Here is a 21142-nt window from a genome sequence, read left to right as displayed (position 1 = left end):
AAATGAATCGTAAAAATTGAAGCCTAAATCTTGTTTATTTCCACACAATCAAAAAATCCCATGAGAGTTCTCATCCTATGGGATTTTTTTGTTATAAAAAGCTAATAAGGCAATGTCATCTGACTTTGGCTTAGGTCCACAGTTAATTCGTAGTCACTATTGTCACGAATGGTGTGCTCAAAGTCTGTGGTATAGAGAACAAGTCGGAGTTTGTCGCCCTTGTTGAGTTTGTAGATGGTTGGTTGCAAATCCAAACCGATAGTCATCCATTCATTTGGAGTGACATCCTCAATGGTGAGGAGGTCTTTACGATTTTGCAGGTTAAGGTGTCCCTTGGTAATGACACGGTATTTTGCCTGCTTGAATGGCAATTCACGTAAGGCTTCTTCCTTGAATAGACGGCCGTTATCTAGATTCATGCGTTTGAGTGCGGGAATAGGTGCGAGATACTTCTTGTCACCGATTTCTAGAACTTGGGCCGAAATGAGACCACGGTTTGTGTTAGACTTAACCTTGAGCTCTAGGTGGACACGACCATTGATTTGGATATCTTGGTCCAGTTCAAAGTCCAAGGTGATGGCGTTGGCTTTGTCTGCAAAGAGGTCATCCTTGAAGCTTTGGTAAGCTTTACCGTATTTGGTGAAGGTTTCCTCTTCATAATGGTTAGCGATGCTAGCTTCAGTCTCACCAAACTGAATGTTTTTACCATTGTCGTGTCCAAAGTTATCGAGGACTTCCCAGGTCTGTTCAGACTGGTTATTTTGCCAGATAACAGTAGGCAGTGTGTAGCCATTCTCCAAACCAAGGAGTTTCTGACAAATCAAGGCGTTCATGCTTTCTCGGAAGTCAATAGACTGCCAAGCATTCATGTAAACGTGGGCACCATTGTGGAAGAAGAGGTGTTTTTCAAGAGTGTCAGGAAGAGCATTGAACATTTGATAGACGTTAATCGGTTTGACGTTCCAGTCTTGGCTACCATGTGTAAAGACAACAGTAGCTTTAACACGGTCTGCGAACTGCACATAGTTACGGTCATGCCAGAACTGGCTATAATCACCATGCTTACGATCAATGGCTGTGCTTAGTTCTTTGAGGTAGGCTTGGTAGTCTTTTTGGTGGCGTAGGTATTCTCCAGCTAATAGGGCACGAGAATAGGTAAATTCAGTCAAGGTGTCGAGATCTTCACCAGGGTATCCTCCAGGACTGACGAGGAGTCCATTTTCACGATAGTAGTCGTACCAAGAAGAAATACCTGCTTCAGCGATGACCATCTCCAAACCGTCGACACCAGTTGTAGCAAGGGCGTTGGACATGGTACCTAAGTATGAAAGTCCGGTAGTAGTCACCTTACCAGATGCCCAATCTGCAGTGATGGTATGCTGTCTACTACGGCTAGTAAAGGCGCGTGCACGACCATTGAGCCAGTCGATGACAGCTTTATAGGCCAGAACCTGTTGATAGTCTCCAGAGGTCATGAAACCTTCTGAGTTGAAGGTACCAACACCGGATACATAGATAGAGGCCACACCACGAGCTAACATGTAATCGTTGAGTGTGTAGGTATCTGTGTGAGCAAAACGCTCCTGAGCTTTTGTGACAGGATTGATAGGCATAAGGTCTGCCTCTGGTACCTTGATTTCAGGTTGTCTAAGAGAGATTTCACCTGCTGGTTTGACGAGCAAGTCTCCCTCCATCTTGTGGGTGAGCTTATCTGAAGCAGGCTCATTAGTCCCTTGTTGATAAGGACTTGCGGTCATCATGGCTGGAACTGGGAAGTCTACATTAGGACGTAAGATAGTCACCTTGACCAAGTCTAACTGCCCGTCTTTATCAGTATCTACAGGTGTTTCGACATAAACCACTTCACGGTGAAGCTGATTAGTGTCAAATGTTGCTAAGCTCTTACCATTAAAGAAGACGTAGTCATTACTTACAGGGATTAAATCCTGAGCTACTAACTGATCAATTAAGGTATTGCCAGACTGTGTGCGTGTCGCCAACAATTGATGCAGGTTGTTAAGACTACCATCAAAAGTGATTGGAAAGGCCATTTTCTCTAGGAAAGCCGCACTGTCTGTAAAGTCCACATTAGGGACAAATCCTAGCAGTTGAAGAGCCACCAAACCAAAGACATCAGCAGTCAAAGAACGGTCTGATTGGAAGAAGGTTAGGAGGTCAGTCTCTGAATCAGCAATCCAATTTTTCAAAGCCAAATCAGTATCTTCAAAGAAAAGGAAGTGCTTGCGAACAAAGGCTTCAAAATTGGCTTTGGCACTAGCATCTAGAGAGACTTCAAAGCCCAAAGAACGGAGTTCCTGACAAGCTATTTCAGGACTAACAGGGATGTAACTAAACTGGTTAAATTTCATATTTAAAAACCTCAAAAATAATACGTAAACATTTCAGAAATATCTTTACATCAGACATTATACTTGATAAAATGATAGATGTCTAAATTATTGTAAAATCGAAAGGAAATAAAGAGACAAATGAATGATTTTCTAAAAGAAGCGTTCACCAGTGAATGGGTTTTGAAATACCTCACTGAGTTTATCGCGACTGCTTTTCTTGTAGCACTTGGTAATGGTGCTGTTGCCAACGTTGAGCTTAAGGGAACAAAAGGTAACAAATCTGGTTGGATTGTAATTGCCTTTGGTTATGGTTTTGGTGTTATGATGCCAGCCCTTATGTTTGGTGATGTTTCTGGTAACCACATCAACCCTGCCTTCACACTTGGACTTGCTGCATCTGGCTTGTTCTCATGGGTAGGTGTTCCTGGATACCTTATTGCACAACTTCTTGGTGCCTTTGTAGGTCAAGCTATCGTGGTTTGGGTTCACCAACCTTACTATGTACAAACTGAGAACCCTAACAATATTCTTGGTACCTTCTCAACGATCTCAGCAGTTGACGATCATGATGATACTCCAGAAAATCGTAATCGTGCATGGGCTAACGGTTTTGCCAATGAGTTTGCAGGTTCATTCCTTCTCTTCTTTGGTGCCCTTGCCTTGACTAACAACTACTTTGGTCACAAATTGGTCTCACAAGCAGTCCAATATGGGTATGATAAAGAAGCTGTAACAGGCCAAATGGCGAATGGATCTCTTGCTGTAGCTCACATCGGTGTTGGTTTCTTGGTTTGTGCCTTGGTTCTATCATTTGGTGGACCTACAGGACCAGCCCTTAACCCAGCCCGTGACTTGATGCCACGTCTTCTTCACCACATCTTGCCAACATCAGTTCTTGGTGAGCACAAAGGTGATTCTAAATGGTGGTATGCTTGGGTTCCAGTTGTAGCTCCAATCCTTGCAGGAATTTTGGCTGTATACTTGTTCAAAGCCCTCTACCTTTAATCAATAACAAAAAATCTGAAGTTAGTGCTTCAGATTTTTTTACGCTAAAAATTTTGAAAGTAGCAAAAAAACTGAGAAAGTTTTCTCAGTTACATAGGAGTAGTTATAACTAGGATTGTAGCACCTAAGGTGAAAAGATTCCATAGGACATGAAGTGAGATAGCAGCTGATAGATTTTCTCTTTTTTGGTAAATCATAGAGAGAGACAAGCCCATTCCAATATAAAGGAGGAGGTGGGCAAGGTTGGTAGGCATATGGAATAGGCAAAAGAGACCAGTACTCACTAAAACAGCAACTGTCGAATAAGGAGCCAGCCAAGAGAAAATCCACTTGCGAAAGAGTAGCTCTTGTAAGAAGGCTGTGGTCATCATGCCAATGGCTACTGGTAGGATAGGCGTTGTCGTAAGAGTTCTTTGAAGTTCTGCATGGTAGTTGGTGTGAGTCAGTAGCATAAGATTGCTCCCAATAACTCCCATCAGAAAAATAAGCACAAAGCCCCAGATAATAGCTTTAGTATCCTTTCGGTCTAGTTTAAAGCGAGTAAGCAAACCTTCATTTTTAGCCCAAAGATAGGTAATGTAAAAAATAATGAGATTGACAGCGATAATTCCCCAGCTTTCAAGGCTAGTGAAGGTCAACCCAGTCTGATTGTTATACGACGTTGTCATACCTAAAGCCAGGTTTGGGATAGCTATCATCAGCAGTAAAAAGAGTCCCTGATAGGTATGTCTAAACGCCAAATGATTGACGAGAGTTTTCATAGTCTCTATTATACTCTAAAATGAGGAAATAGCTAGTCCTAAGGTAAATATAATATAATGATTTTCATAATTTATGTGAAAGAATGTGAAAAAATTACAATCCTGTTTTTTCTTAGGAAAATCCTTGTCACACAGGCTCTTTTCGGATAAAATATAAAAGAATGGAGGTTGTCATGACGCAATCAGGGAATTTTAAGTTTCACACACCAATCTTTCGTGTGAATAACAGACAAGAAAATATTGATTTTTACCAAAATACATTAGGATTTAAGCTTTTGACTGAGGAAAATGCCCTTGCTGTCTTCACAGATTGGACAGACCGTAACTCACTTTTTGTGATTGAGGAGTCACCAGCTTACCGTTGCCGTGCGGTTGAAGGCCCTAAGAAAATTAATAAAGTGGTTATCAAGGTTTCAGATCCACTTGAGATTGAGTACCTTTTGGCGCGTGATGATCACCAAGCCAAGGCTATTTTCCAAGGGGAAAAAGGGTATGCTTTTGAAACAATCTCACCTGAGAATGGTCTTATTTTGATGCATGCCGAAGATGACTTGTCTACTCTCAAGACAGTTGAATACGCAGATGTTGAAGAAAAAGAAGATTTCAAAGGAGTGTCAGACTTTACGGTCGAGTCTTTGACCTTGAACGTTGTTGATACAGCTCAAGCAGCTTTCTTTTACGACAATCTTTTTGGCGAAGAATTGCCTTTGTCTATCCACTTTGAGAAAGCAGAAGGTCCTGACCTCCAAGTGAGTCCAGACCAGACTTGGGATTTGGAAATTCTAGAATTTAAGGTAGCTGAAGACTATGACTTGGTTGCCTTGCATGAGAAACTTGAAAAGGAACAGTTCTCAAGTTATCTAGATACTAAAGAAAGCCTACTCGCACTGACTGATATGAGTAATATTGAGGTTTGGCTAACAAAATAATGACTAATTTTAAACAAACATTGTCAACAATTACAGACTACATCAAGGCTGACATCTTCCCGGGTGCCAGCCTTGCACTTTATGACGGACAAGATTGGCAGGAGCATTATCTAGGAACTCAGGATGGAAATATTCCGGTAGTTCCAGGACTGACCTATGATCTAGCCAGTGTTTCCAAGGTGGTAGGAGTAGGGACCCTCTGTCTTTTCTACTTGCAGATGGGAAAATTGGACTTGGACGAGAAACTATCGACCTATTATCCTGCAGTAGTGGATAAGACGCTAACCCTTCGTCAGCTTCTTTCTCATAGTAGCGGCATTGATCCTTTTATTCCAAACCGTGATGAGTTAGACCAAGCTGGCTTGATTTCTGCTATTAATGCCATCAAAGTTAAGGATGATAAACCTTTCTTGTATACCGATATTAATTTTATTCTCCTAGGCTTGATGCTTGAGAAAGTCTCTGGACAAACACTGGATAAGCTCTTTGACAGCGAGATTTTTCAGCCGTTTGGTATATCTGAAACACGGTTTGGGCCAGTTGAGGTTGCTGTTCCAACTGTTGAGGGAATTCCGGGAGGAACTGTTCACGATCCCAAGGCTCGAGTGCTCAAAGAGCATACAGGTTCAGCAGGCCTCTTTTCAACCCTAAAGGACTTGGAAATCTTTGTTGACCATTATTTGACGGATGATTTTGCTAAAAATCTGACGCAGAATATCAGCCAATCCAATAAGGAACGTAGTGTCGCTTGGGACCTCCAAGGCGATTGGATTCTTCATACTGGTTATACAGGTACCTTTGTGCTTATCAATATCCCAGCTCAACGTGCAGCTATTTTCCTCAGTAATCGTACTTACTACAAGGATGAGAGAGCTCAATGGATTAAAGACAGAGATGTTTTAATTGAGATAATGAAAAAGGAGCTGATTCGTGAAACGGTCGAGTAGACATTCTAAGGAAAGCAAACTTGTCCCTTGTTTTTTGAGTCTCCTCTTTTGTGTGCTTAACGGGAGTAGTATCTTTGTCTGTGGTATGTGTTTTGGGGTGATGGTCGACTTGTTGGCATTTGATAAAGATTCCTTCTATTTAGGTGTTCTTGTATTTTCTTGTATAGTAGTCCCTATAATCGCTTCTTCTTATATCTTGATAAGAGAGATACTATACAAATTGATTCATTGCCTTGGTTATCGTGCCCAACCTGATTTGAAAGTCATTCGTATGAGGAGAGGATTTGATATTCACTTTCCTGTATTTGAAAAGTACAGTCAGGACTATAAGTTACTCTACAAGAAGCGTTCCAAGAAGCTTCAAATAGGGTATTTGCTTATATGTTTAGGATACTTTAGTGGACTTAGCCTTATAATGATTACCTTTACAGTTCTATTGAGAGGACTGTTTGAGCTCCTAGAACTAGAATCAAAACTGTCATCTTCTGAATATAAACAATTTCTTGGTTTTTTGGTCTGCATGGGAGTGTTTGTCCTTCTTTTTAAAGGGCAGAAATACTGGAAAAAGATCGTAGAGACATTAAAGAAAAGAGAATATGTATCAGTTCTTGCTGTCGAGCATGGTTATCCTATATTTGCGACAAAAGAAGAAGCTTAAGCAGTAGGTCAACTGCTTAAGCTTTTTTACTTAGTAAGGATTTTTCAACAGTAATGTGTTGGATACCAGCTTCTTCAAAGATCTTACCGACTTCTTGATAGCCATTGTTGCGGTAGAACTTAAGTGCACCGAGTTGAGCATGGAGAGAAATAGTCTGGAAGCCTTGTTCTTGTGCAAAATCTTCAGCTTCTTTTAGGAGAATGCTCCCCAGACCTTGACCTTGGTAGGCATCGAGTACCGCCATACGTTGGAGCGTAAGCTGAGTCAAGTCTTTATTCGGTAGTAGGCGTACGGTTGCTGCTGCCTTGCCTTTGTCATCATATAGAACAAAGTGGATGCAGTAGGCTTCATTCGCATCAATCTCGATGGAGCGAGGAACACCTTGCCCCTTAACAAAAACAGTGTTTCGGATGGCTACGGCATCGAGGTAAGTTTCTGAGAGTGTATCTCTTGTATGTTTGATAATCATAGGGCAAGTGTAACAAAGTCTATAACTAATTGTCAACGAAAAAAAGCCCGATGCGAGGAGTTATCATCAAGCTTTTTATCTTGCTTTATTCTTTAATTTGTCGACCGTTTGTATCTTGGATAGGGCGGTTATTTTCAAATCCAAGGGTTTGGGTGAATTTTTCCACTTGTTCCTTGCTAACGGTTTCTTGATTCTTGAAGACAATCCAGTTAACACCCTCAGTACATGGCGGTGTTGTCAAGGAACCTTCGAAGTTGTAGTAGTCCTTGTCTTCAGGATAGAAATCATATAGTGAGATAGCCTGAGGAAGCTCAGTTTCTGTATTGGCCGCCTGAGGCATTTTATCCCATATTTGTTTTAAGGCTTGATTTTCATCGCCATAATTATAGAGAACCGAGACAACTGTGATTTTCCCATTATCTGTCTTATAGACGAAGTGCCCCTCTAGAGGATAAGTATGACCATCAATTTCATTCTCACTAGGTGCGTGAAAATGGAACTGCTGTAATTTATAGACATCATCACCAATCGTTAGGGTATTCTTTGGATTTTTAAAGCTGACTTCAATCGTATGCCCGTTATTTTCAACTTGAGCTTCTGATTCTTGATTATTAAGGTTTAGTTCTGGAAGATCAACGTCCTCAGCACCGGTGATATTGATCGGAGATTGTTCTTTACCATTTTTGCTGAGTTCATAATCTTTAGAAAGGTCACCCCAATGGTCTGGACCAGTAGAGCCAGTATAACCCCATTGAACGTCCTTGGACTTTGAGTTTTTGGTTTTTGTCTCGGATTGGCAGGCTACGAGTAGGACTGTACTTGCTACGAGAGCTACTAATCCAATTAGCTTAAAACTTTTCTTATTCATCTTTCTTCCTTGTACTCTTTTATTTTATTGTCATACTAGTTGACCTGTTATTTGTAAACTAGCAGTTAGACAGTGATAGAGTGTCATTTCTCTGAGGTGCTTCTGAGAGTGAAGTGTTTGGAGAAACCAAACGGAAACGCTTTTATTTTATAGCTTATCTTATAAAAAGTCAAATGTAAATGATAGTAGTTTTAGAAAAATGTAATGAAAACTAGTTTTTTGCAAAAATAAAAGAACCCGCTATTGCGAGCTCTTTATTTGTTTTATCCCAAAGCGTCGTCCATTGAAAGAACTTCGTGGAAGACACGTTGTGTCAATTCAGTTTTTTGTTCTGGAGTGAGGTATTTAGTGTTTACACAGTATCCAGAGATACGTACGATAACATCTTCACCGCTCATAATCTTTTCGTAAACGTCTGACAAGTCCATAACGTTCAAGTTAACGTGTTGTCCACCGTTTTCGAAGTATCCGTCAAGGATAGTTACGAGGTTGTCAACTTGTTCGTCGTGAGTCTTACCAAGAGCACGAGGTGATACTTGAGTTGTCAATGAGATACCATCAGCTGCGTAACCGAAGTCAAGGCTTGCAAGTGAGTTCAAGTTTTGCAACCATCCACCTTTAGCTTTGTTAGATGGGTTAGCACCTGGTGAGAAGAATTCCAATTTAGACAAGTTCACTGAACCATCTTCGTTGAGGTATACCCCTTTGTGAACTGGAGAGTTACCAGTTTGTTTAGAGTAAGCAACGTTAGAAGTGATTGTAAGAAGTGAAACTGTAGCTTCTGCATCTTTGTAGAGTTTGTGGCTACGAAGACGAGTAGTGTAAGCTTCGATCAACCATTCTGCCAATTCGTTTGAACGTGGGTCATCTTCACCCCAACGTGGGTATTCACCGATTGTTTCGTAGTCGTAGATGTAGCCATCTTCGTCACGGATTGGTTTAACTGTAGCGTATTTGATTGCTGACAATGTATCGACAGTATTTGCGAAACCACAGATACCGAATCCCATGTTAGCACGTTGTTTAGTTGGCAAGAAGGCCATTTGAACAGCTTCGTAGTTGTACTTATCAGTCATGTAGTGGATGATGTTAAGAGCATCTACGTAAGTGTCAGTCAACCAGTCAAGAGATTTTTCGAAGTTAGCTTTAACAGTGTCAAAGTCAAGAACTTCGTCACGAACTGGTTCGATGTCAAATACTTTATAGTCTTTATGAACATCGTCGTAACCACCGTTCAAACCAGTAAGAAGGGCTTTAAGCACGTTAACACGAGCACCGAAGTATTGGATGTTGTGACGTTGTTCTTCGTTTTCTGGGTCAAGTGGTGATACACAACATGAGATACAGCTCATTTCACCGTATCCGTCTTTAGCCATAGTAGTCACACCTTCGTATTGGATAGAAGAGTGTTTGTGGCTCATGTGCATACAGTAGCGACGGAATGAGTAAGGCAATTTGTCAGTCCAAAGAACTGTCAAGTTTGGTTCTGGAGAGTTACCGATATTGTCAAGAGTGTTCAAGAAACGGTAGTCCATCTTAGTAACACGGTGACGTCCGTCAGCACCCATACCAGCCATAGAAGTTGTGATGAATGTTGGGTCACCTGAGTACAATTGGTCGTAAGCTTTTGTACGAGCAAACTTAACTGTACGAAGTTTCATAACGAAATCATCAACGAATTCTTGGATTTCTGATTCAGTGTAAGTACCACGAGCAAGGTCACGTTCTGCATAGATATCAAGAACGATTGGCACACGTCCAAGAGATGTAGCGGCACCGTTGATCACACGACATACTGCCATGAAGGCGATGTTTGTCCATTGGATAGCTTCTTTAGTATCGAAGGCTGGACGACGAACGTCTACTCCGTAAAGGTCACCAAGGCGAACAACGTCTTGAAGTGCTTGGTATTGAAGGTTAACTTCTTCACGAAGACGGATAGTTTCTTCGTCGATTTCTTTGATAGCATTCCAGTCGTTAACTTTTTCTTGCATCAAGTAGTCAGCACCGTAAAGGGCAAGACGAGCATAAACCCCGATGATACGTCCACGTGAGTAAGCATCTGGAAGACCAGTAACTGTGTGAGCGTGACGTGCACGACGGATGTTTGAAGTGTAAGCACGGAAGATACCATCGTTAACTGTAGTTACGTATTTTGTGAAAATTTCGTGTACAGCTGGATCTGGTTCATAACCGTGTTCTTTCAAAGCAGTTTCCGCCATACGGATACCACCTTTAGGCATGAAGTTCAATTTGAAGAGCTCATCATTTTGGATACCATAGATAAGTTCATCTTCTTTTGAAATGTATCCTGCGTCAATGTCAGCGATTGAAGTTGGACGAGTATCCATTGGGAAGCGTCCTTCAGCTTCATAGCCTGCTTTAGTTTCATCTACGATTTTTTTAATTTTTAGAGAGCGTTCAGTTGGTCCTGCAAGGAAGCTTTCGTCACCATCATAAGGTGTGTAGTTTGCTTGAACGAAACGTGAAACGCTAGCTTTTTCTTTCCAGTCAGTTCCTTTAAAGCCTTCCCACGCTTTTTCAAAAACATCTGTGTTAGTTTTAACCGTTGCCATAGTTTGGATCTCCTATAATTCTAGTAACAAAATCATCTGTTACATTCTCTAGAAGTATTCTATCACACAGTAACCGCTTACACAACTTTAAAACTGTGTTTTTAGAGACATTCTTTTATAATACAGTTTTGAAAACGACAAATCTGTATTATAAATTTCTGTTTTTTGGTAGATTTTGGTATCATAAGGGGAGAATGCTTTGTAGTCCCAAAGTTTTATGTGAAAAGCTTTACAATGAGATAAATCTGAGAAAGGAGGCAGGGAGCCATGTTAGAGTTTCCTCTAATAAATGATACCAGTCGGAAAATCATCCATATTGACATGGACGCCTTTTTTGCTCAGGTCGAGATGAGGGATGACCCCAGTCTTAAGGACAAACCGGTTATTATCGGTCACGACCCTAGAAAAACAGGGGGACGTGGTGTGGTATCAACCTGTAATTACGAGGCTAGAAAATATGGTGTCCATTCAGCCATGTCTTCTAAGGAAGCCTATGAACGTTGTCCTAATGCTGTCTTTATCTCAGGAAATTATAGTCATTACAGAGAGGTAGGAATGCAGATTCGTGAGATTTTTAAACGCTATACCGACTTGGTAGAGCCTATGTCTATCGACGAAGCCTATCTTGATGTGACGATAAATAAGCTTGGTATCAAATCGGCGGTTAAGGTAGCCAAACTTATCCAGTATGATATCTGGCAGGAACTTCACCTGACTTGTTCAGCAGGCGTTTCCTACAATAAATTTATCGCCAAACTAGCTTCTGATTTTCAAAAGCCTGCTGGTTTGACGGTGGTGCTTCCAGAGGAGGCTCAAGAATTTTTGGAAAAGCTACCTATTGAAAAGTTTCATGGGGTAGGTAAAAAGTCAGTTGAACGTCTTCATGACATGGAAATATACACCGGTGCCGATCTTCTGAAGATTCCTGAGATGACTCTGATTGATTGTTTTGGACGTTTTGGATTTGATCTCTTTCGAAAGGCCAGAGGGATTTCCAATAGTCCTGTCAGGCCCAATCGCGTCCGTAAATCTATCGGAAGTGAGCGAACCTACGGCAAGCTTCTTTATAATGAAGATGACATCAAGGCTGAGTTGACTAAGAATGCTAGGCGGGTAGCTGAAAGTGCTCAGAAAACTAAAAAAGTCGGTCGAATTATTGTCATCAAAGTCCGTTATTCGGATTTCTCAACCTTAACCAAGCGTATGACCTTGGACAAATCGACCCAGGATTTCGACACCATCGAAAGGATTGCTCATACCATTTTTGATCAACTGGAGGAAAATAGCAGTGGTGTTCGTCTCTTAGGTGTTACTCTGACAGGTTTGGAAGACCAAGAGGGCAGGCAGTTAGATTTGGATGATTTGGAGTCATGATATAAAACAATATAATAGGTAGAGTTTTGCTTCATACCCTGAAAAGTGACCTTGAAGAATCATCAGACCTATGCTATCTTAAATAGTAACCAATAGAAATGAGGGAATAATCTTAATGAAAAAAGTTTTTACTTATCTGGGCTTGATTTTAGCAACCTGCTTGGTTCTTGTAGCCTGTGCTTCCAATAAACCAGCTGAGAAGAAAAAGGCGACACCAACTCCGACAGAACGTGCCAAGGCTGATGCGACAGTTTTAATTGATACCATGCTTGGAAAATCTAGTAACGGTTTTTCAAAACTCTACGGTGAAAATTACGAAACCTGGACTGAAACGAATGTCTTTGAAAAACAGGTTGCAGACACTATTGAAGAGAAGGGGTATACACCGGAAGAAAAGTATACGTTTAAATACATTGAAGGCTATGATGCCAAGACTCCAACTCAAGTACTTTCTAAGTTCCTTAAGGTCCGTCGTAATATGATTGGTAAGATTCAGGACTATAAGCTGAAGGATGTCAAAGTTAAGGGAAATGATGCGACAGTTACCTTTACTTCACGTTCTGTTAGTGCCTATGGAGCTGCAGCTGCTGTTCGTACTCTCCTTATGAGTCTCTATGACAACGACATAGACAAGTTGAAACAATGGAATCAAGCTGATAACAACGATGTGGAAAAAGGTAAGGCCAAAGATCTCACAACGAAATTCCTTTATGGTGAAAACTTTAACGGTGATTTGACGCAATTTAAGGACATTGATAAAGAAATATCCTATACACCTTTGACAGGTGCTGATAATCTGGAAAAGACCTTCAAGCTTACCAAAGATGATGGTGGAAACTGGACTATTTCTGTAGAAGATTATAAAGAGCTTGCCGAAGCCTTGGTCGACCATGATGAATCAGGAAGCAGAGCCGTTTACGCCGAACGCATCCATAAGAATTTGTCAGACTATCAACCTGAAGATAGTAGCGACTCAAGCAGTAAGTCATCATATAAGGATAAGTAGTGTTTTAGCAAAGATTGATTTTATCTATCACCGCCCCCAGCCCCTGGCTGGGGTTTTCTAATACCCAAATCCTAATAATTTTGTCCCTCTCATAATGTCATGAAAGCTTATTTTCCATGGTATAATGGATATTGTAGTCTGTATTCAGAATATTTCGATAAATGATTTGTCGAGTATTTTGGAAAGAATAGGTTGTGACGGTGAACTCTCATATATAGGGTATAGAGTTAGCCACATTATTTATTTTACGTGAAAGAAGCTAAGAAGTATTTGGAGGAATTGGATTGATAGTGACAGATGTCCATGATTAATGCTAGGAGATAAAATGCTAAAAACTTTGACTAATAAGATTTCAAACATGACAGGTGCTGAGATTTTACGTTTTAAAAAGAGAGAAAAGAATCACTTTCTTATTTCTATTATCTTGATAATGGCTGTGTATGTTTACGGTGGGGTTAGCAATAACCCTTTGATATATTGGTCCGCTTTTATAGTAATGGTTGTGTTGGTATTGTTGCATGTGCTTCGACTTGCTTTTATTGAAAAGGGAGTAAGGAATATTCTTTGTGAACATATTGATTTGGACAGGTATCAAAATATATTTGAACATTACTCGGCTTATGGTCAAAACAGGGCACGTAGGAGTAAATCATCACAAGCGTTTTATTTTATTAATATGGCACAGATTTACTATTTGCGGGGCGACTTTGAAGAGTCCTTAAAAATGTTAGGTGAGTTTAAACCGACAGATTTTAATAGCATACAAACACAATCCATTGCAAGGTACTATTATCTAGAATTTTTAAATAAAGTCTTTAACAGAGATAGCTATGACTTGCAACACTATGTCAGTGTCCTATCGACCATTCCTACAAAATTTCAGAACCAAAAAGAACTGATTTCCCAACAAGTAAATGTGATTAAGATGATTGATAGTATAGTAACCGAGAAAATTCCGATTACTATTTCTGTTGAATCTGGAAACAATCATCTTGAACAGGTGGAACTTTGTTACTACAAGGCGCTAAACTATCTCAACCAAAACCAACCCGAAGAAGCTAAATCCTGCTTTCAAGAAATCGTCAACGAAAATCCGGATTTGTTTTACGTGAAAGAGGCTAAGAAGTATTTGGAGGAATTAGTATGATTAAAGCAACAGAGACACAAGAACGTCAACACTTGCCTATTGGTAGTGTTGTTCGAGTCCATGGCAATGACAACAATATGATGATTACCAGTCTGTTTCCAGTAACAGAAAAAGGTGGTGAACAGGGCTACTTTGATTTTGGAGCAGTCCTTCTACCTCTTGGTGCTGTTACTAGGGATTTAATGTTCTTTAACAAAGAAGACATCGACCAGATTATTTATCTAGGCTATGTGGATGTGCATTTCCAAGAACTCATCGCAAATTATGATGAGCTTGTTGATAAGATTGAATATCCAAAATTTACAGTGCAGGAGTTCAAAGAAATGGATGACCAAAATCCTTTCAAAAAGAACTAAGTAAGAATTCAATAGAGTGAACCAACCCGAAAAGTTAGGTTTTTAGAGTTGTCACATGAGTGGCAGCTCTTTTCTATCTTGTTACTTCTACCCTCACCCCTATAACCATTTTCTATCACCACTTAGGATTTTATTATTAGACGAGTTGGGATGAAGATGGTAAACTGTTATCACTAACTATTAATGAAAGTATCGAGGAATATAGATATGAAAAAATGGCTTGCAGGTTTAGGAATTCTTGGCTTGTCGGTTTTGACTTTGGCTGCTTGTGGAAACAAGAGTGACGGTAAGGCATCTGGTGAGAAACAGACGATTACAGTTGCGACAGACTCTGATACGGCGCCTTTCACTTTCAAAAAAGGTGATGACTTCAAGGGTTATGATATTGATTTGGTCAAGGCTATTTTCAAAGATTCAGACAAGTATGAGGTTAAGTTTGTGACGACACCTTTTGATTCCATCTTGACAGGGGTGGATTCTGGACGTTATCAGATTGCGGCTAATGATTTCAACTACAATGAAGAACGTGCACAGAAATATGGTTTCTCAGATCCGATTTCACGTTCTAACTATGCCATCACTAGTGCTGAGGGGACCAAGTATACCAGCCTAGACGATTTGTCTGGTAAGACGACAGAAGTACTTCCTGGCTCTAACTATGCTCAGTTGCTTGAAAATTGGAACCATGCCAATGCGGACAAGACACCAATTACAATCAACTACGCTTCTAGCTCAACTGGTCTTTCAACACGTGTTCAACATATTCAAGAAGGAAAAATTGACTTTATCCTTTACGATGCCATTTCGTCTGAGTACATTGTCAAAGATCAAGGCTATAAGTTGGCTGTAAACAAGATTAAAGACGATATCGGTATGAAGACTGATGGTCTTGAATATCTTCTTTTCTCAAATGATAAGCAAGGTAAGGAACTCAAGACTTTTGTCAATAAACGTATCAAAGAGCTTAAGAAGGATGGAACCCTTGCCAAACTCAGCAAGGAATACTTCGGTGGCGATTACGTCAGTGATTTGAAATAAGACTGTTAAAAGTTGAGACTGCTGTCTCAGCTTTTTGACGTTAATAAAGCTGAATTATCAGTGATATGATTTCCTTATCACTTTGATAAGAAAAGACTATTTCACAGACTTTCTGAGTCGTGCTAAAATGAATATTATAAAATTTATGATAAGATATTTGAACGGTTAGCACTAGGCTAACCGACTTTTTTAGAAAGAAAGGGCGACATTGTGAAAAAGAGTATAGAAGCATTTAATCGGTCACCTTGGTATCTCCAAGTTATCCTTGGCTTGGTTGGTTTGGCAGTAGCTGTTGCTTTAGCCATTCCCTTATCATGGCTAGTGGAAATCCTTTGGGGCTATGTTTTGCAACTGGTTACGGTTGTCTTCAAATGGATTTCATCTTGGATGCCAGCTGGTAAGCTCTTCTCATGGAAGGCTGTCTTCGATGCTGTTCCTAAGATTGTGGAACGCCTGCCTTTAACTTTGGGATTGACTATTGCAGGTGCCTTCTTCGGTTTGATTTTGGCCCTTGTCTTTGCGGTTGTTAAAATCAATCGAGTACGTATCCTTTATCCAATTCAAGCCGTTTTTGTGAGCTTCTTGCGTGGGACACCAATCCTTGTACAACTCATGTTGACTTACTATGGTATTCCACTCTTCCTTCGTTACTTGAATGGTGAGTTCGGCTTAGATTGGAACATTAATGAGATTCCACCAGCTATCTTCGCTATTACAGCCTTTGCCTTTAATGAAGCAGCTTACATGAGTGAGACCATCCGTGCAGCGATTCAGGCCGTTGACGCTGGGGAAATCGAAGCTGCCCGTTCTCTTGGGATGACATCAGCACAAGTTTACCGTCGTGTCATCATTCCAAATGCGGCAGTTATTGCGACACCAAGTTTGATTAACAGTTTGATTGGTTTGACTAAGGGAACATCACTTGCCTTTAGTGCAGGTATCGTCGAAATGTATGCACAGGCTCAAATCTTGGGTGGTGCCGACTACCGTTACTTTGAACGTTATATCTCAGTTGCCCTTGTATACTGGGCAATCTCAATCTTGATTGAGTACATTGGTCGTTCGGTTGAAAATCATATGGCCATTAAGGCTCCTGAAGCGACTGACATTTCTGGAATTGGAGGTGACCGCTAATGATTAGTATCAAAAATTTGACCAAGGAATTTTCAGGACAAAAGGTTCTCGATGGCATTGATATTGACATTGAAAAGGGTGAAGTTGTGGCTCTTGTTGGTGCCTCTGGTGCAGGGAAGTCGACTATTCTTCGTAGCTTAAACTATTTGGAACAGCCTGATTCTGGTACTATTACCATTGACGATTTCAAGGTAGATTTCGAAACAATTACCAAAGAGCAAATCCTTACTCTTCGTCGTAAGTTGTCCATGGTGTTCCAACAGTTTAACCTCTTTGAACGTCGTACAGCCTTGGATAATGTTAAGGAAGGTCTCAAGATTGTTAAGAAACTTTCTGACGACGAAGCTACCAAGATTGCGAAAGAAGAGCTCGCTAAGGTTGGGCTTTCTAATCGTGAAAATCACTACCCACGTCACTTGTCAGGTGGTCAAAAGCAACGTGTGGCCTTGGCTCGTGCCCTTGCAATGAAGCCTGATGTGCTCTTGCTTGACGAACCAACATCTGCCCTTGACCCTGAGTTGGTTGGTGAGGTTGAAAAATCAATCGCTGATGCGGCTAAGTCAGGTCAGACCATGGTTTTGGTTAGTCACGACATGAACTTTGTTTATCAAGTGGCTGACAAGGTGCTTTTCCTTGAAAAAGGTCATATCCTTGAACAAGGAACACCCGATGAAATCTTTAACCATCCAAAAGAAGAACGAACAAAAGAATTTTTCGCTTCTTATTCAAAACAATATCTTTAAGATGGGATTTTTGTTACAATAGAAAAGGTAGTGGGATAGGACTACAGTTTAGTCCATAGTCAAAATCCCACAAGGATGATTAGGAACTTTTGAATGTTTCAAAGGCGACTATAGTCCAATCAGAGGCTGCATCGTGCAGTTATTACTAGTCGAATTTAGAGGTTGGAGAATGTTATCTCAGCCTTTTCTATTTCTCACTTTAGGATGATTTATGTTATTAAATATTTTTAAATTTTATCTCTTAGGCCTTGTGATTGCTTTCTTTGTGTGCTTGGTGATTGGTGCCATTTGGCTTGGATGGCGTGCGTTACGTCGTGCAGACAAAACTGTTAAGGAGCGTCAAGGTGCCCTCTATGATGCTATTATGATGTCGATGGTTTCGATTCCAGTTTTGGCATTTGCTTTTATGGCGATTCTTATCGTACTGAATGCATAATTCTAGCTTTGTTGGCACATTAGGTGTAAGATATCTCTACAAGAAAATCATATAAGGAGTTACTCATGTACGATACAATTGTTATTGGAGCTGGTCCTGCGGGGATGACTGCAGCACTTTATGCAGCTCGTGCCAACCTTAAAGTGGCAACTTTGGAGCAAGGTGCTCCTGGTGGACAGATGAATAACACGTCTGATATTGAAAATTACCCTGGTTTTGAAAGTATCTCTGGTCCAGAATTGTCAATGAAGATGTTTGAACCCTTGGAAAAATTGGGCGTTGAAAATCTTTATGGTATTGTGTCTGGTATCGAAGACAAGGGTGACTATAAAGTTGTCAAAACTGGTGATGAGGAGTACCAAACCAAGACAGTTATCATTGCGACTGGTGCCAAACACCGTCATATTGGTGTTGCTGGTGAAGAAGAGTACAACAGCCGTGGTGTTTCTTACTGTGCGGTGTGCGATGGTGCCTTCTTCCGTAATCAAGACCTCTTGGTCGTTGGTGGTGGTGACTCTGCCGTTGAAGAAGGAATTTATTTGACACGCTTTGCCAATAGCGTGACCATTGTTCACCGTCGTGATGAATTGCGTGCCCAAAAGGTTCTTCAAGACCGTGCCTTCGCCAATGAAAAGGTCAAGTTTATCTGGGATTCAGTCGTTGAAGAAATCAAAGGTGATGATATCAAGGTTCGCAGTGTTGATATCAAGAATGTCAAAACTGGTGAGGTGACTAACCACGAATTTGGCGGTGTCTTTGTTTATGTGGGACTTGATCCAGTTTCAGATTACTTGACAGGTCTTGACATCACTGACCAAGATGGTTGGGTAATTACAGATGATAAGATGGCGACACGTATTCCTGGTATCTTTGCCATTGGGGATGTCCGCCAGAAAGACCTTCGCCAAATTACAACAGCCGTAGGGGATGGTGCCACAGCTGGTATCGAAGCCTACAACTACGTGACTGCACTTGGTGATAAGTAAAATAAATGGAAACTCGGGAGGTTCTCGAGTTTTTTGTGTGGTCTTGTAGGTATTTAGCATGACTAGATTTCTTTGTGGCAACATCTATGTGTAATTTTTTGTTATAATAGAAAAGTCTTACTAAAAATCAGTAAAAACGAGGTGACCAACTTGCGTGTTGTAGCAGGTGATTTTGGCGGGCGTCCGCTTAAAACGTTAGAAGGCAAAACGACTCGTCCAACAACGGACAAGGTCAAAGGTGCTATTTTCAATATGATTGGTCCTTTCTTTGATGGAGGGCGTGTTTTGGATCTCTTTTCTGGGAGCGGTAGCCTGGCTATTGAGGCTATCAGTCGTGGTATGTCGTCTGCTGTCCTCGTGGAAAAGGATCGTCGGGCACAGGCTGTTATTCAGGAAAATATCAAGATGACCAAGAGTGAGAAGCAGTTCCAACTTTTGAAGATGGATGCAACGCGTGCATTGACACAATTGACAGGTCAATTTGACTTGGTGCTTTTAGATCCGCCTTATGCCAAAGAGCAGATTGTGGCTAATATTACTCAGTTAGAGGAGCAAGGGCTCTTGGCTGAAGAAGTTATGTTGGTTTGCGAGACGGATAAGGCTGTGGACTTGCCTGAAGAAATTTCAAACTTTGGGATTTGGAAGCAGAAAACCTATGGTATCAGTAAGGTGACCGTTTACGTGCGTTAGCCTTTGATAGGGAAGTTGTAGAAAGGAATGCTATGACAAAGATTGCTATGTTTACGGGGTCTTTTGATCCGATTACCAATGGGCATATGGATATTATTGCCAGAGCCAGCAAGCTCTTTGATGAGCTCTATATTGGACTATTTTATAATAAAGATAAGCAGGGCTTCTGGGACATTGAGACTCGCAAGCGTATCTTGGAAGAGGTTGTAGCAGATTTTCCCAATGTCAAGGTTATAACGGCTCACGATAGTCTGGCTGTAGATGTCGCCAGAGATCTTGGGGTGACTTATCTGGTTAGAGGCCTTCGTAATGCGACAGATTTTGACTATGAGGCTAATATGGATTATTTCAATAAGGGGCTGGCGCCTGAGCTTGAAACGGTTTATTTGATTGCTAGTCATGAGGTGACACCAGTGTCATCTAGTCGTGTGCGTGAGTTGATTTATTTTGAGGGGGACATTAGTTCTTATGTTCCTCAAGCAGTTGTTAAGAAAGTGGAGGCCAAGCGTGGCAAACAAGAACGAATCTAAATCACTATTAGGGAAAATGTGGCGGATTAAGTGGTGGTTATTAAGTATTTTTACGGTACTGTTCCTCCTGTTTGCTCTCTTTTTCCCGCTAAATAATTATTATGTTGAGCTTCCGGGTGGTGCTTTTGATACTAAGGAAGTCTTGACTGTAGATAAGAAAGCTGATGATTCAAAAGGATCCTACAATTTTGTGGCAGTGGCTCAAACCAAGGCGACTTTGGCCCTCATGCTCTATGCTCAGCTTAATGATTTTGCAAAGCTTCAAACGGCTGAAGAGGCGACTGGAAATTACTCTGACGAAGATTTCATGCGTATTAACCAGTTTTACATGGAGACTTCCCAAAACCAGGCGATTTATCAGGGCTTGACTCTGGCTGGTAAGGAGGCTAGCTTGGAGTATATGGGTGTTTATGTGCTTCAGGTGGCTGATGATTCTAGTTTCAAGGGTGTCCTTAATATTGCGGATACGGTGACAGCTGTCAATGGCAAGACCTTTGATAATTCTACTGACTTGATTAAATACGTCCAGGGACTTAAGTTGGGTTCAAAAGTCAAGGTCACTTATACGACAGAGGACAAAGAAAAGACTGCCACTGGTAAGATCATTAAGATTGCTAATGGTAAAAATGGTATCGGTATTGGTTTGACGGATCATACTGAGGTCAAGAGTCCTGAAAACGTGAAGTTTAAACTTGATGGTGTTGGTGGACCAAGTGCGGGGCTTATGTTTACTTTGGCTATTTACGATCAGGTGTCTGGTCAAGACCTCAAGGCTGGCCGTAAAATTGCTGGAACAGGCACTATTGAAAAGGATGGGGCTGTCGGTGATATCGGTGGGGCCTACCTCAAGGTGAAATCAGCGGCTGATAGTGGCGCAGATATTTTCTTCGTGCCAAATAATCCAGTAACTAAGGAAATGAAAAAGGCTGATCCGGATGCTAAGACTAACTATCAAGAGGCCAAGGAAGCTGCCAAGAAACTGGGGACCAAGATGAAAATCGTCCCTGTTAAAACAGCTCAAGAAGCCATTGATTATTTGAAAAAGACTAAGTAAGAAGAGAGAGTAGGACAGGCAGAAATCCATGATTTTTGTCCTAGTCTTACTCTCTTTTTAAGGTCAAAGTGTTATAATAGTCTT

The 21142-nt window shown here is 40.9% G+C and carries 21 protein-coding genes; 16 read left to right on the top strand and 5 right to left on the bottom strand.

The window, feature by feature from the left end; translation table 11 throughout:
* Positions 1 to 101: 101 nt before the first annotated feature.
* The gene (locus NYE32_RS08355) at positions 102 to 2369 is read right to left on the bottom strand and encodes a Xaa-Pro dipeptidyl-peptidase (protein ID WP_110981245.1); all 2268 of its coding nucleotides are present in this window, start codon (positions 2367 to 2369) and stop codon (positions 102 to 104) included.
* A gap of 120 nt (positions 2370 to 2489) precedes the next feature.
* On the opposite strand from NYE32_RS08355, the gene gla reads away from it, so the two are divergent.
* Entirely contained in the window at positions 2490 to 3356 is an 867-nt protein-coding gene (gla, locus tag NYE32_RS08350) for an aquaglyceroporin Gla (protein WP_037602504.1), read from the top strand.
* 89 nt (positions 3357 to 3445) lie between these two features.
* Here the strand turns inward: gla and NYE32_RS08345 are convergent, their stop codons facing one another.
* Positions 3446 to 4117: a CPBP family intramembrane glutamic endopeptidase gene (locus NYE32_RS08345; protein ID WP_081371120.1), complete on the bottom strand. Its 672-nt coding sequence runs from the start codon at positions 4115 to 4117 to the stop codon at positions 3446 to 3448.
* Positions 4118 to 4290: 173 nt separating this feature from the next.
* On the opposite strand from NYE32_RS08345, the gene NYE32_RS08340 reads away from it, so the two are divergent.
* The 3 genes from NYE32_RS08340 (at position 4291) to NYE32_RS08330 (ending at position 6651) form a co-directional block, all read left to right on the top strand.
* Positions 4291 to 5046, top strand: coding sequence for a CppA family protein (locus tag NYE32_RS08340; RefSeq protein WP_022495893.1), 756 nt, complete (start codon positions 4291 to 4293; stop codon positions 5044 to 5046).
* Positions 5046 to 5993, top strand: coding sequence for a serine hydrolase domain-containing protein (locus NYE32_RS08335; RefSeq protein WP_110981246.1), 948 nt, complete (start codon positions 5046 to 5048; stop codon positions 5991 to 5993). Before NYE32_RS08340 ends, NYE32_RS08335 begins: the two co-directional genes overlap by 1 nt.
* A 100-nt stretch (positions 5994 to 6093) precedes the next feature.
* Positions 6094 to 6651 (top strand): hypothetical protein, encoded by a 558-nt coding sequence (locus NYE32_RS08330; RefSeq protein ID WP_022495895.1) that lies wholly within the window; start codon positions 6094 to 6096, stop codon positions 6649 to 6651.
* A gap of 16 nt (positions 6652 to 6667) precedes the next feature.
* On the opposite strand, the gene NYE32_RS08325 is transcribed toward NYE32_RS08330, so the two are convergent.
* The 3 genes from NYE32_RS08325 to pflB all read right to left on the bottom strand — a co-directional run bounded on the left by NYE32_RS08325 (position 6668) and on the right by pflB (position 10564).
* A complete protein-coding gene (locus NYE32_RS08325) occupies positions 6668 to 7120 on the bottom strand; it encodes a GNAT family N-acetyltransferase (protein WP_037611921.1) in 453 nt (150 codons plus the stop codon).
* An 85-nt stretch (positions 7121 to 7205) separates the two neighbouring features.
* Positions 7206 to 7988 (bottom strand): carbonic anhydrase family protein, encoded by a 783-nt coding sequence (locus NYE32_RS08320; protein WP_110981248.1) that lies wholly within the window; start codon positions 7986 to 7988, stop codon positions 7206 to 7208.
* Positions 7989 to 8251: 263 nt separating this feature from the next.
* Positions 8252 to 10564 carry a formate C-acetyltransferase gene (gene pflB / locus NYE32_RS08315; RefSeq protein ID WP_049553862.1) on the bottom strand — a complete coding sequence of 771 codons (2313 nt, stop codon included), beginning with the start codon at positions 10562 to 10564 and terminating at the stop codon, positions 8252 to 8254.
* 267 nt (positions 10565 to 10831) lie between these two features.
* Here pflB and dinB point away from each other — a divergent pair, with 267 nt between their 5' ends.
* The 12 genes from dinB (at position 10832) to NYE32_RS08255 (ending at position 21058) form a co-directional block, all read left to right on the top strand.
* Positions 10832 to 11938, top strand: a complete 1107-nt coding sequence (dinB, locus tag NYE32_RS08310; protein WP_073689434.1) for a DNA polymerase IV — start codon at positions 10832 to 10834, stop codon at positions 11936 to 11938.
* A gap of 115 nt (positions 11939 to 12053) precedes the next feature.
* Positions 12054 to 12944: a peptidase gene (locus tag NYE32_RS08305; protein ID WP_073689435.1), complete on the top strand. Its 891-nt coding sequence runs from the start codon at positions 12054 to 12056 to the stop codon at positions 12942 to 12944.
* Positions 12945 to 13269: 325 nt separating this feature from the next.
* A complete protein-coding gene (locus NYE32_RS08300) occupies positions 13270 to 14091 on the top strand; it encodes a tetratricopeptide repeat protein (RefSeq protein ID WP_173014517.1) in 822 nt (273 codons plus the stop codon).
* Complete coding sequence (locus NYE32_RS08295) at positions 14088 to 14447, top strand: DUF4176 domain-containing protein (protein ID WP_002891708.1); 360 nt, start codon at positions 14088 to 14090, stop codon at positions 14445 to 14447. The genes NYE32_RS08300 and NYE32_RS08295 overlap by 4 nt, the downstream gene beginning before the upstream one ends.
* 207 nt (positions 14448 to 14654) lie before the next feature.
* The gene (locus tag NYE32_RS08290) at positions 14655 to 15485 is read left to right on the top strand and encodes a transporter substrate-binding domain-containing protein (protein WP_021143679.1); all 831 of its coding nucleotides are present in this window, start codon (positions 14655 to 14657) and stop codon (positions 15483 to 15485) included.
* Positions 15486 to 15872: 387 nt separating this feature from the next.
* Positions 15873 to 16619 (top strand): amino acid ABC transporter permease, encoded by a 747-nt coding sequence (locus tag NYE32_RS08285; protein WP_095559509.1) that lies wholly within the window; start codon positions 15873 to 15875, stop codon positions 16617 to 16619.
* Positions 16619 to 17362: an amino acid ABC transporter ATP-binding protein gene (locus NYE32_RS08280; protein WP_073689505.1), complete on the top strand. Its 744-nt coding sequence runs from the start codon at positions 16619 to 16621 to the stop codon at positions 17360 to 17362. Before NYE32_RS08285 ends, NYE32_RS08280 begins: the two co-directional genes overlap by 1 nt.
* Before the next feature lie 211 nt (positions 17363 to 17573).
* Positions 17574 to 17798 carry a DUF4059 family protein gene (locus tag NYE32_RS08275; protein ID WP_002884393.1) on the top strand — a complete coding sequence of 75 codons (225 nt, stop codon included), beginning with the start codon at positions 17574 to 17576 and terminating at the stop codon, positions 17796 to 17798.
* Positions 17799 to 17830: 32 nt separating this feature from the next.
* Positions 17831 to 18784, top strand: a complete 954-nt coding sequence (trxB, locus tag NYE32_RS08270; protein WP_255296714.1) for a thioredoxin-disulfide reductase — start codon at positions 17831 to 17833, stop codon at positions 18782 to 18784.
* Between the two features lie 93 nt (positions 18785 to 18877).
* Positions 18878 to 19474, top strand: coding sequence for a 16S rRNA (guanine(966)-N(2))-methyltransferase RsmD (gene rsmD, locus NYE32_RS08265; protein ID WP_257056681.1), 597 nt, complete (start codon positions 18878 to 18880; stop codon positions 19472 to 19474).
* A gap of 32 nt (positions 19475 to 19506) precedes the next feature.
* Positions 19507 to 20004 carry a pantetheine-phosphate adenylyltransferase gene (coaD, locus tag NYE32_RS08260; protein ID WP_073689504.1) on the top strand — a complete coding sequence of 166 codons (498 nt, stop codon included), beginning with the start codon at positions 19507 to 19509 and terminating at the stop codon, positions 20002 to 20004.
* 16 nt (positions 20005 to 20020) lie between these two features.
* Positions 20021 to 21058, top strand: coding sequence for a SepM family pheromone-processing serine protease (locus NYE32_RS08255; protein WP_013991104.1), 1038 nt, complete (start codon positions 20021 to 20023; stop codon positions 21056 to 21058).
* Positions 21059 to 21142 lie beyond the last annotated feature (84 nt).

Source organism: Streptococcus sp. FSL R7-0248, assembly GCF_037967965.1.
Taxonomy (GTDB): domain Bacteria; phylum Bacillota; class Bacilli; order Lactobacillales; family Streptococcaceae; genus Streptococcus.
Note: the sequence above shows the minus strand (reverse complement) of the source record. Positions and strands in the feature narration are given on the sequence as shown.

Excerpts from the sequence above, each read along its gene's own strand:
- NYE32_RS08355 (WP_110981245.1), bottom strand. The coding sequence starts at position 2,369 with ATGAAATTTAACCAGTTTAGTTACATCCCTGTTAGTCCTGAAATAGCT.
- gla (WP_037602504.1), top strand. The coding sequence starts at position 2,490 with ATGAATGATTTTCTAAAAGAAGCGTTCACCAGTGAATGGGTTTTGAAA.
- NYE32_RS08345 (WP_081371120.1), bottom strand. The coding sequence starts at position 4,117 with ATGAAAACTCTCGTCAATCATTTGGCGTTTAGACATACCTATCAGGGA.
- NYE32_RS08340 (WP_022495893.1), top strand. The coding sequence starts at position 4,291 with ATGACGCAATCAGGGAATTTTAAGTTTCACACACCAATCTTTCGTGTG.
- NYE32_RS08335 (WP_110981246.1), top strand. The coding sequence starts at position 5,046 with ATGACTAATTTTAAACAAACATTGTCAACAATTACAGACTACATCAAG.
- NYE32_RS08330 (WP_022495895.1), top strand. The coding sequence starts at position 6,094 with ATGGTCGACTTGTTGGCATTTGATAAAGATTCCTTCTATTTAGGTGTT.
- NYE32_RS08325 (WP_037611921.1), bottom strand. The coding sequence starts at position 7,120 with ATGATTATCAAACATACAAGAGATACACTCTCAGAAACTTACCTCGAT.
- NYE32_RS08320 (WP_110981248.1), bottom strand. The coding sequence starts at position 7,988 with ATGAATAAGAAAAGTTTTAAGCTAATTGGATTAGTAGCTCTCGTAGCA.
- pflB (WP_049553862.1), bottom strand. The coding sequence starts at position 10,564 with ATGGCAACGGTTAAAACTAACACAGATGTTTTTGAAAAAGCGTGGGAA.
- dinB (WP_073689434.1), top strand. The coding sequence starts at position 10,832 with ATGTTAGAGTTTCCTCTAATAAATGATACCAGTCGGAAAATCATCCAT.
- NYE32_RS08305 (WP_073689435.1), top strand. The coding sequence starts at position 12,054 with ATGAAAAAAGTTTTTACTTATCTGGGCTTGATTTTAGCAACCTGCTTG.
- NYE32_RS08300 (WP_173014517.1), top strand. The coding sequence starts at position 13,270 with ATGCTAAAAACTTTGACTAATAAGATTTCAAACATGACAGGTGCTGAG.
- NYE32_RS08295 (WP_002891708.1), top strand. The coding sequence starts at position 14,088 with ATGATTAAAGCAACAGAGACACAAGAACGTCAACACTTGCCTATTGGT.
- NYE32_RS08290 (WP_021143679.1), top strand. The coding sequence starts at position 14,655 with ATGAAAAAATGGCTTGCAGGTTTAGGAATTCTTGGCTTGTCGGTTTTG.
- NYE32_RS08285 (WP_095559509.1), top strand. The coding sequence starts at position 15,873 with ATGCCAGCTGGTAAGCTCTTCTCATGGAAGGCTGTCTTCGATGCTGTT.
- NYE32_RS08280 (WP_073689505.1), top strand. The coding sequence starts at position 16,619 with ATGATTAGTATCAAAAATTTGACCAAGGAATTTTCAGGACAAAAGGTT.
- NYE32_RS08275 (WP_002884393.1), top strand. The coding sequence starts at position 17,574 with ATGTTATTAAATATTTTTAAATTTTATCTCTTAGGCCTTGTGATTGCT.
- coaD (WP_073689504.1), top strand. The coding sequence starts at position 19,507 with ATGACAAAGATTGCTATGTTTACGGGGTCTTTTGATCCGATTACCAAT.
- NYE32_RS08255 (WP_013991104.1), top strand. The coding sequence starts at position 20,021 with ATGTGGCGGATTAAGTGGTGGTTATTAAGTATTTTTACGGTACTGTTC.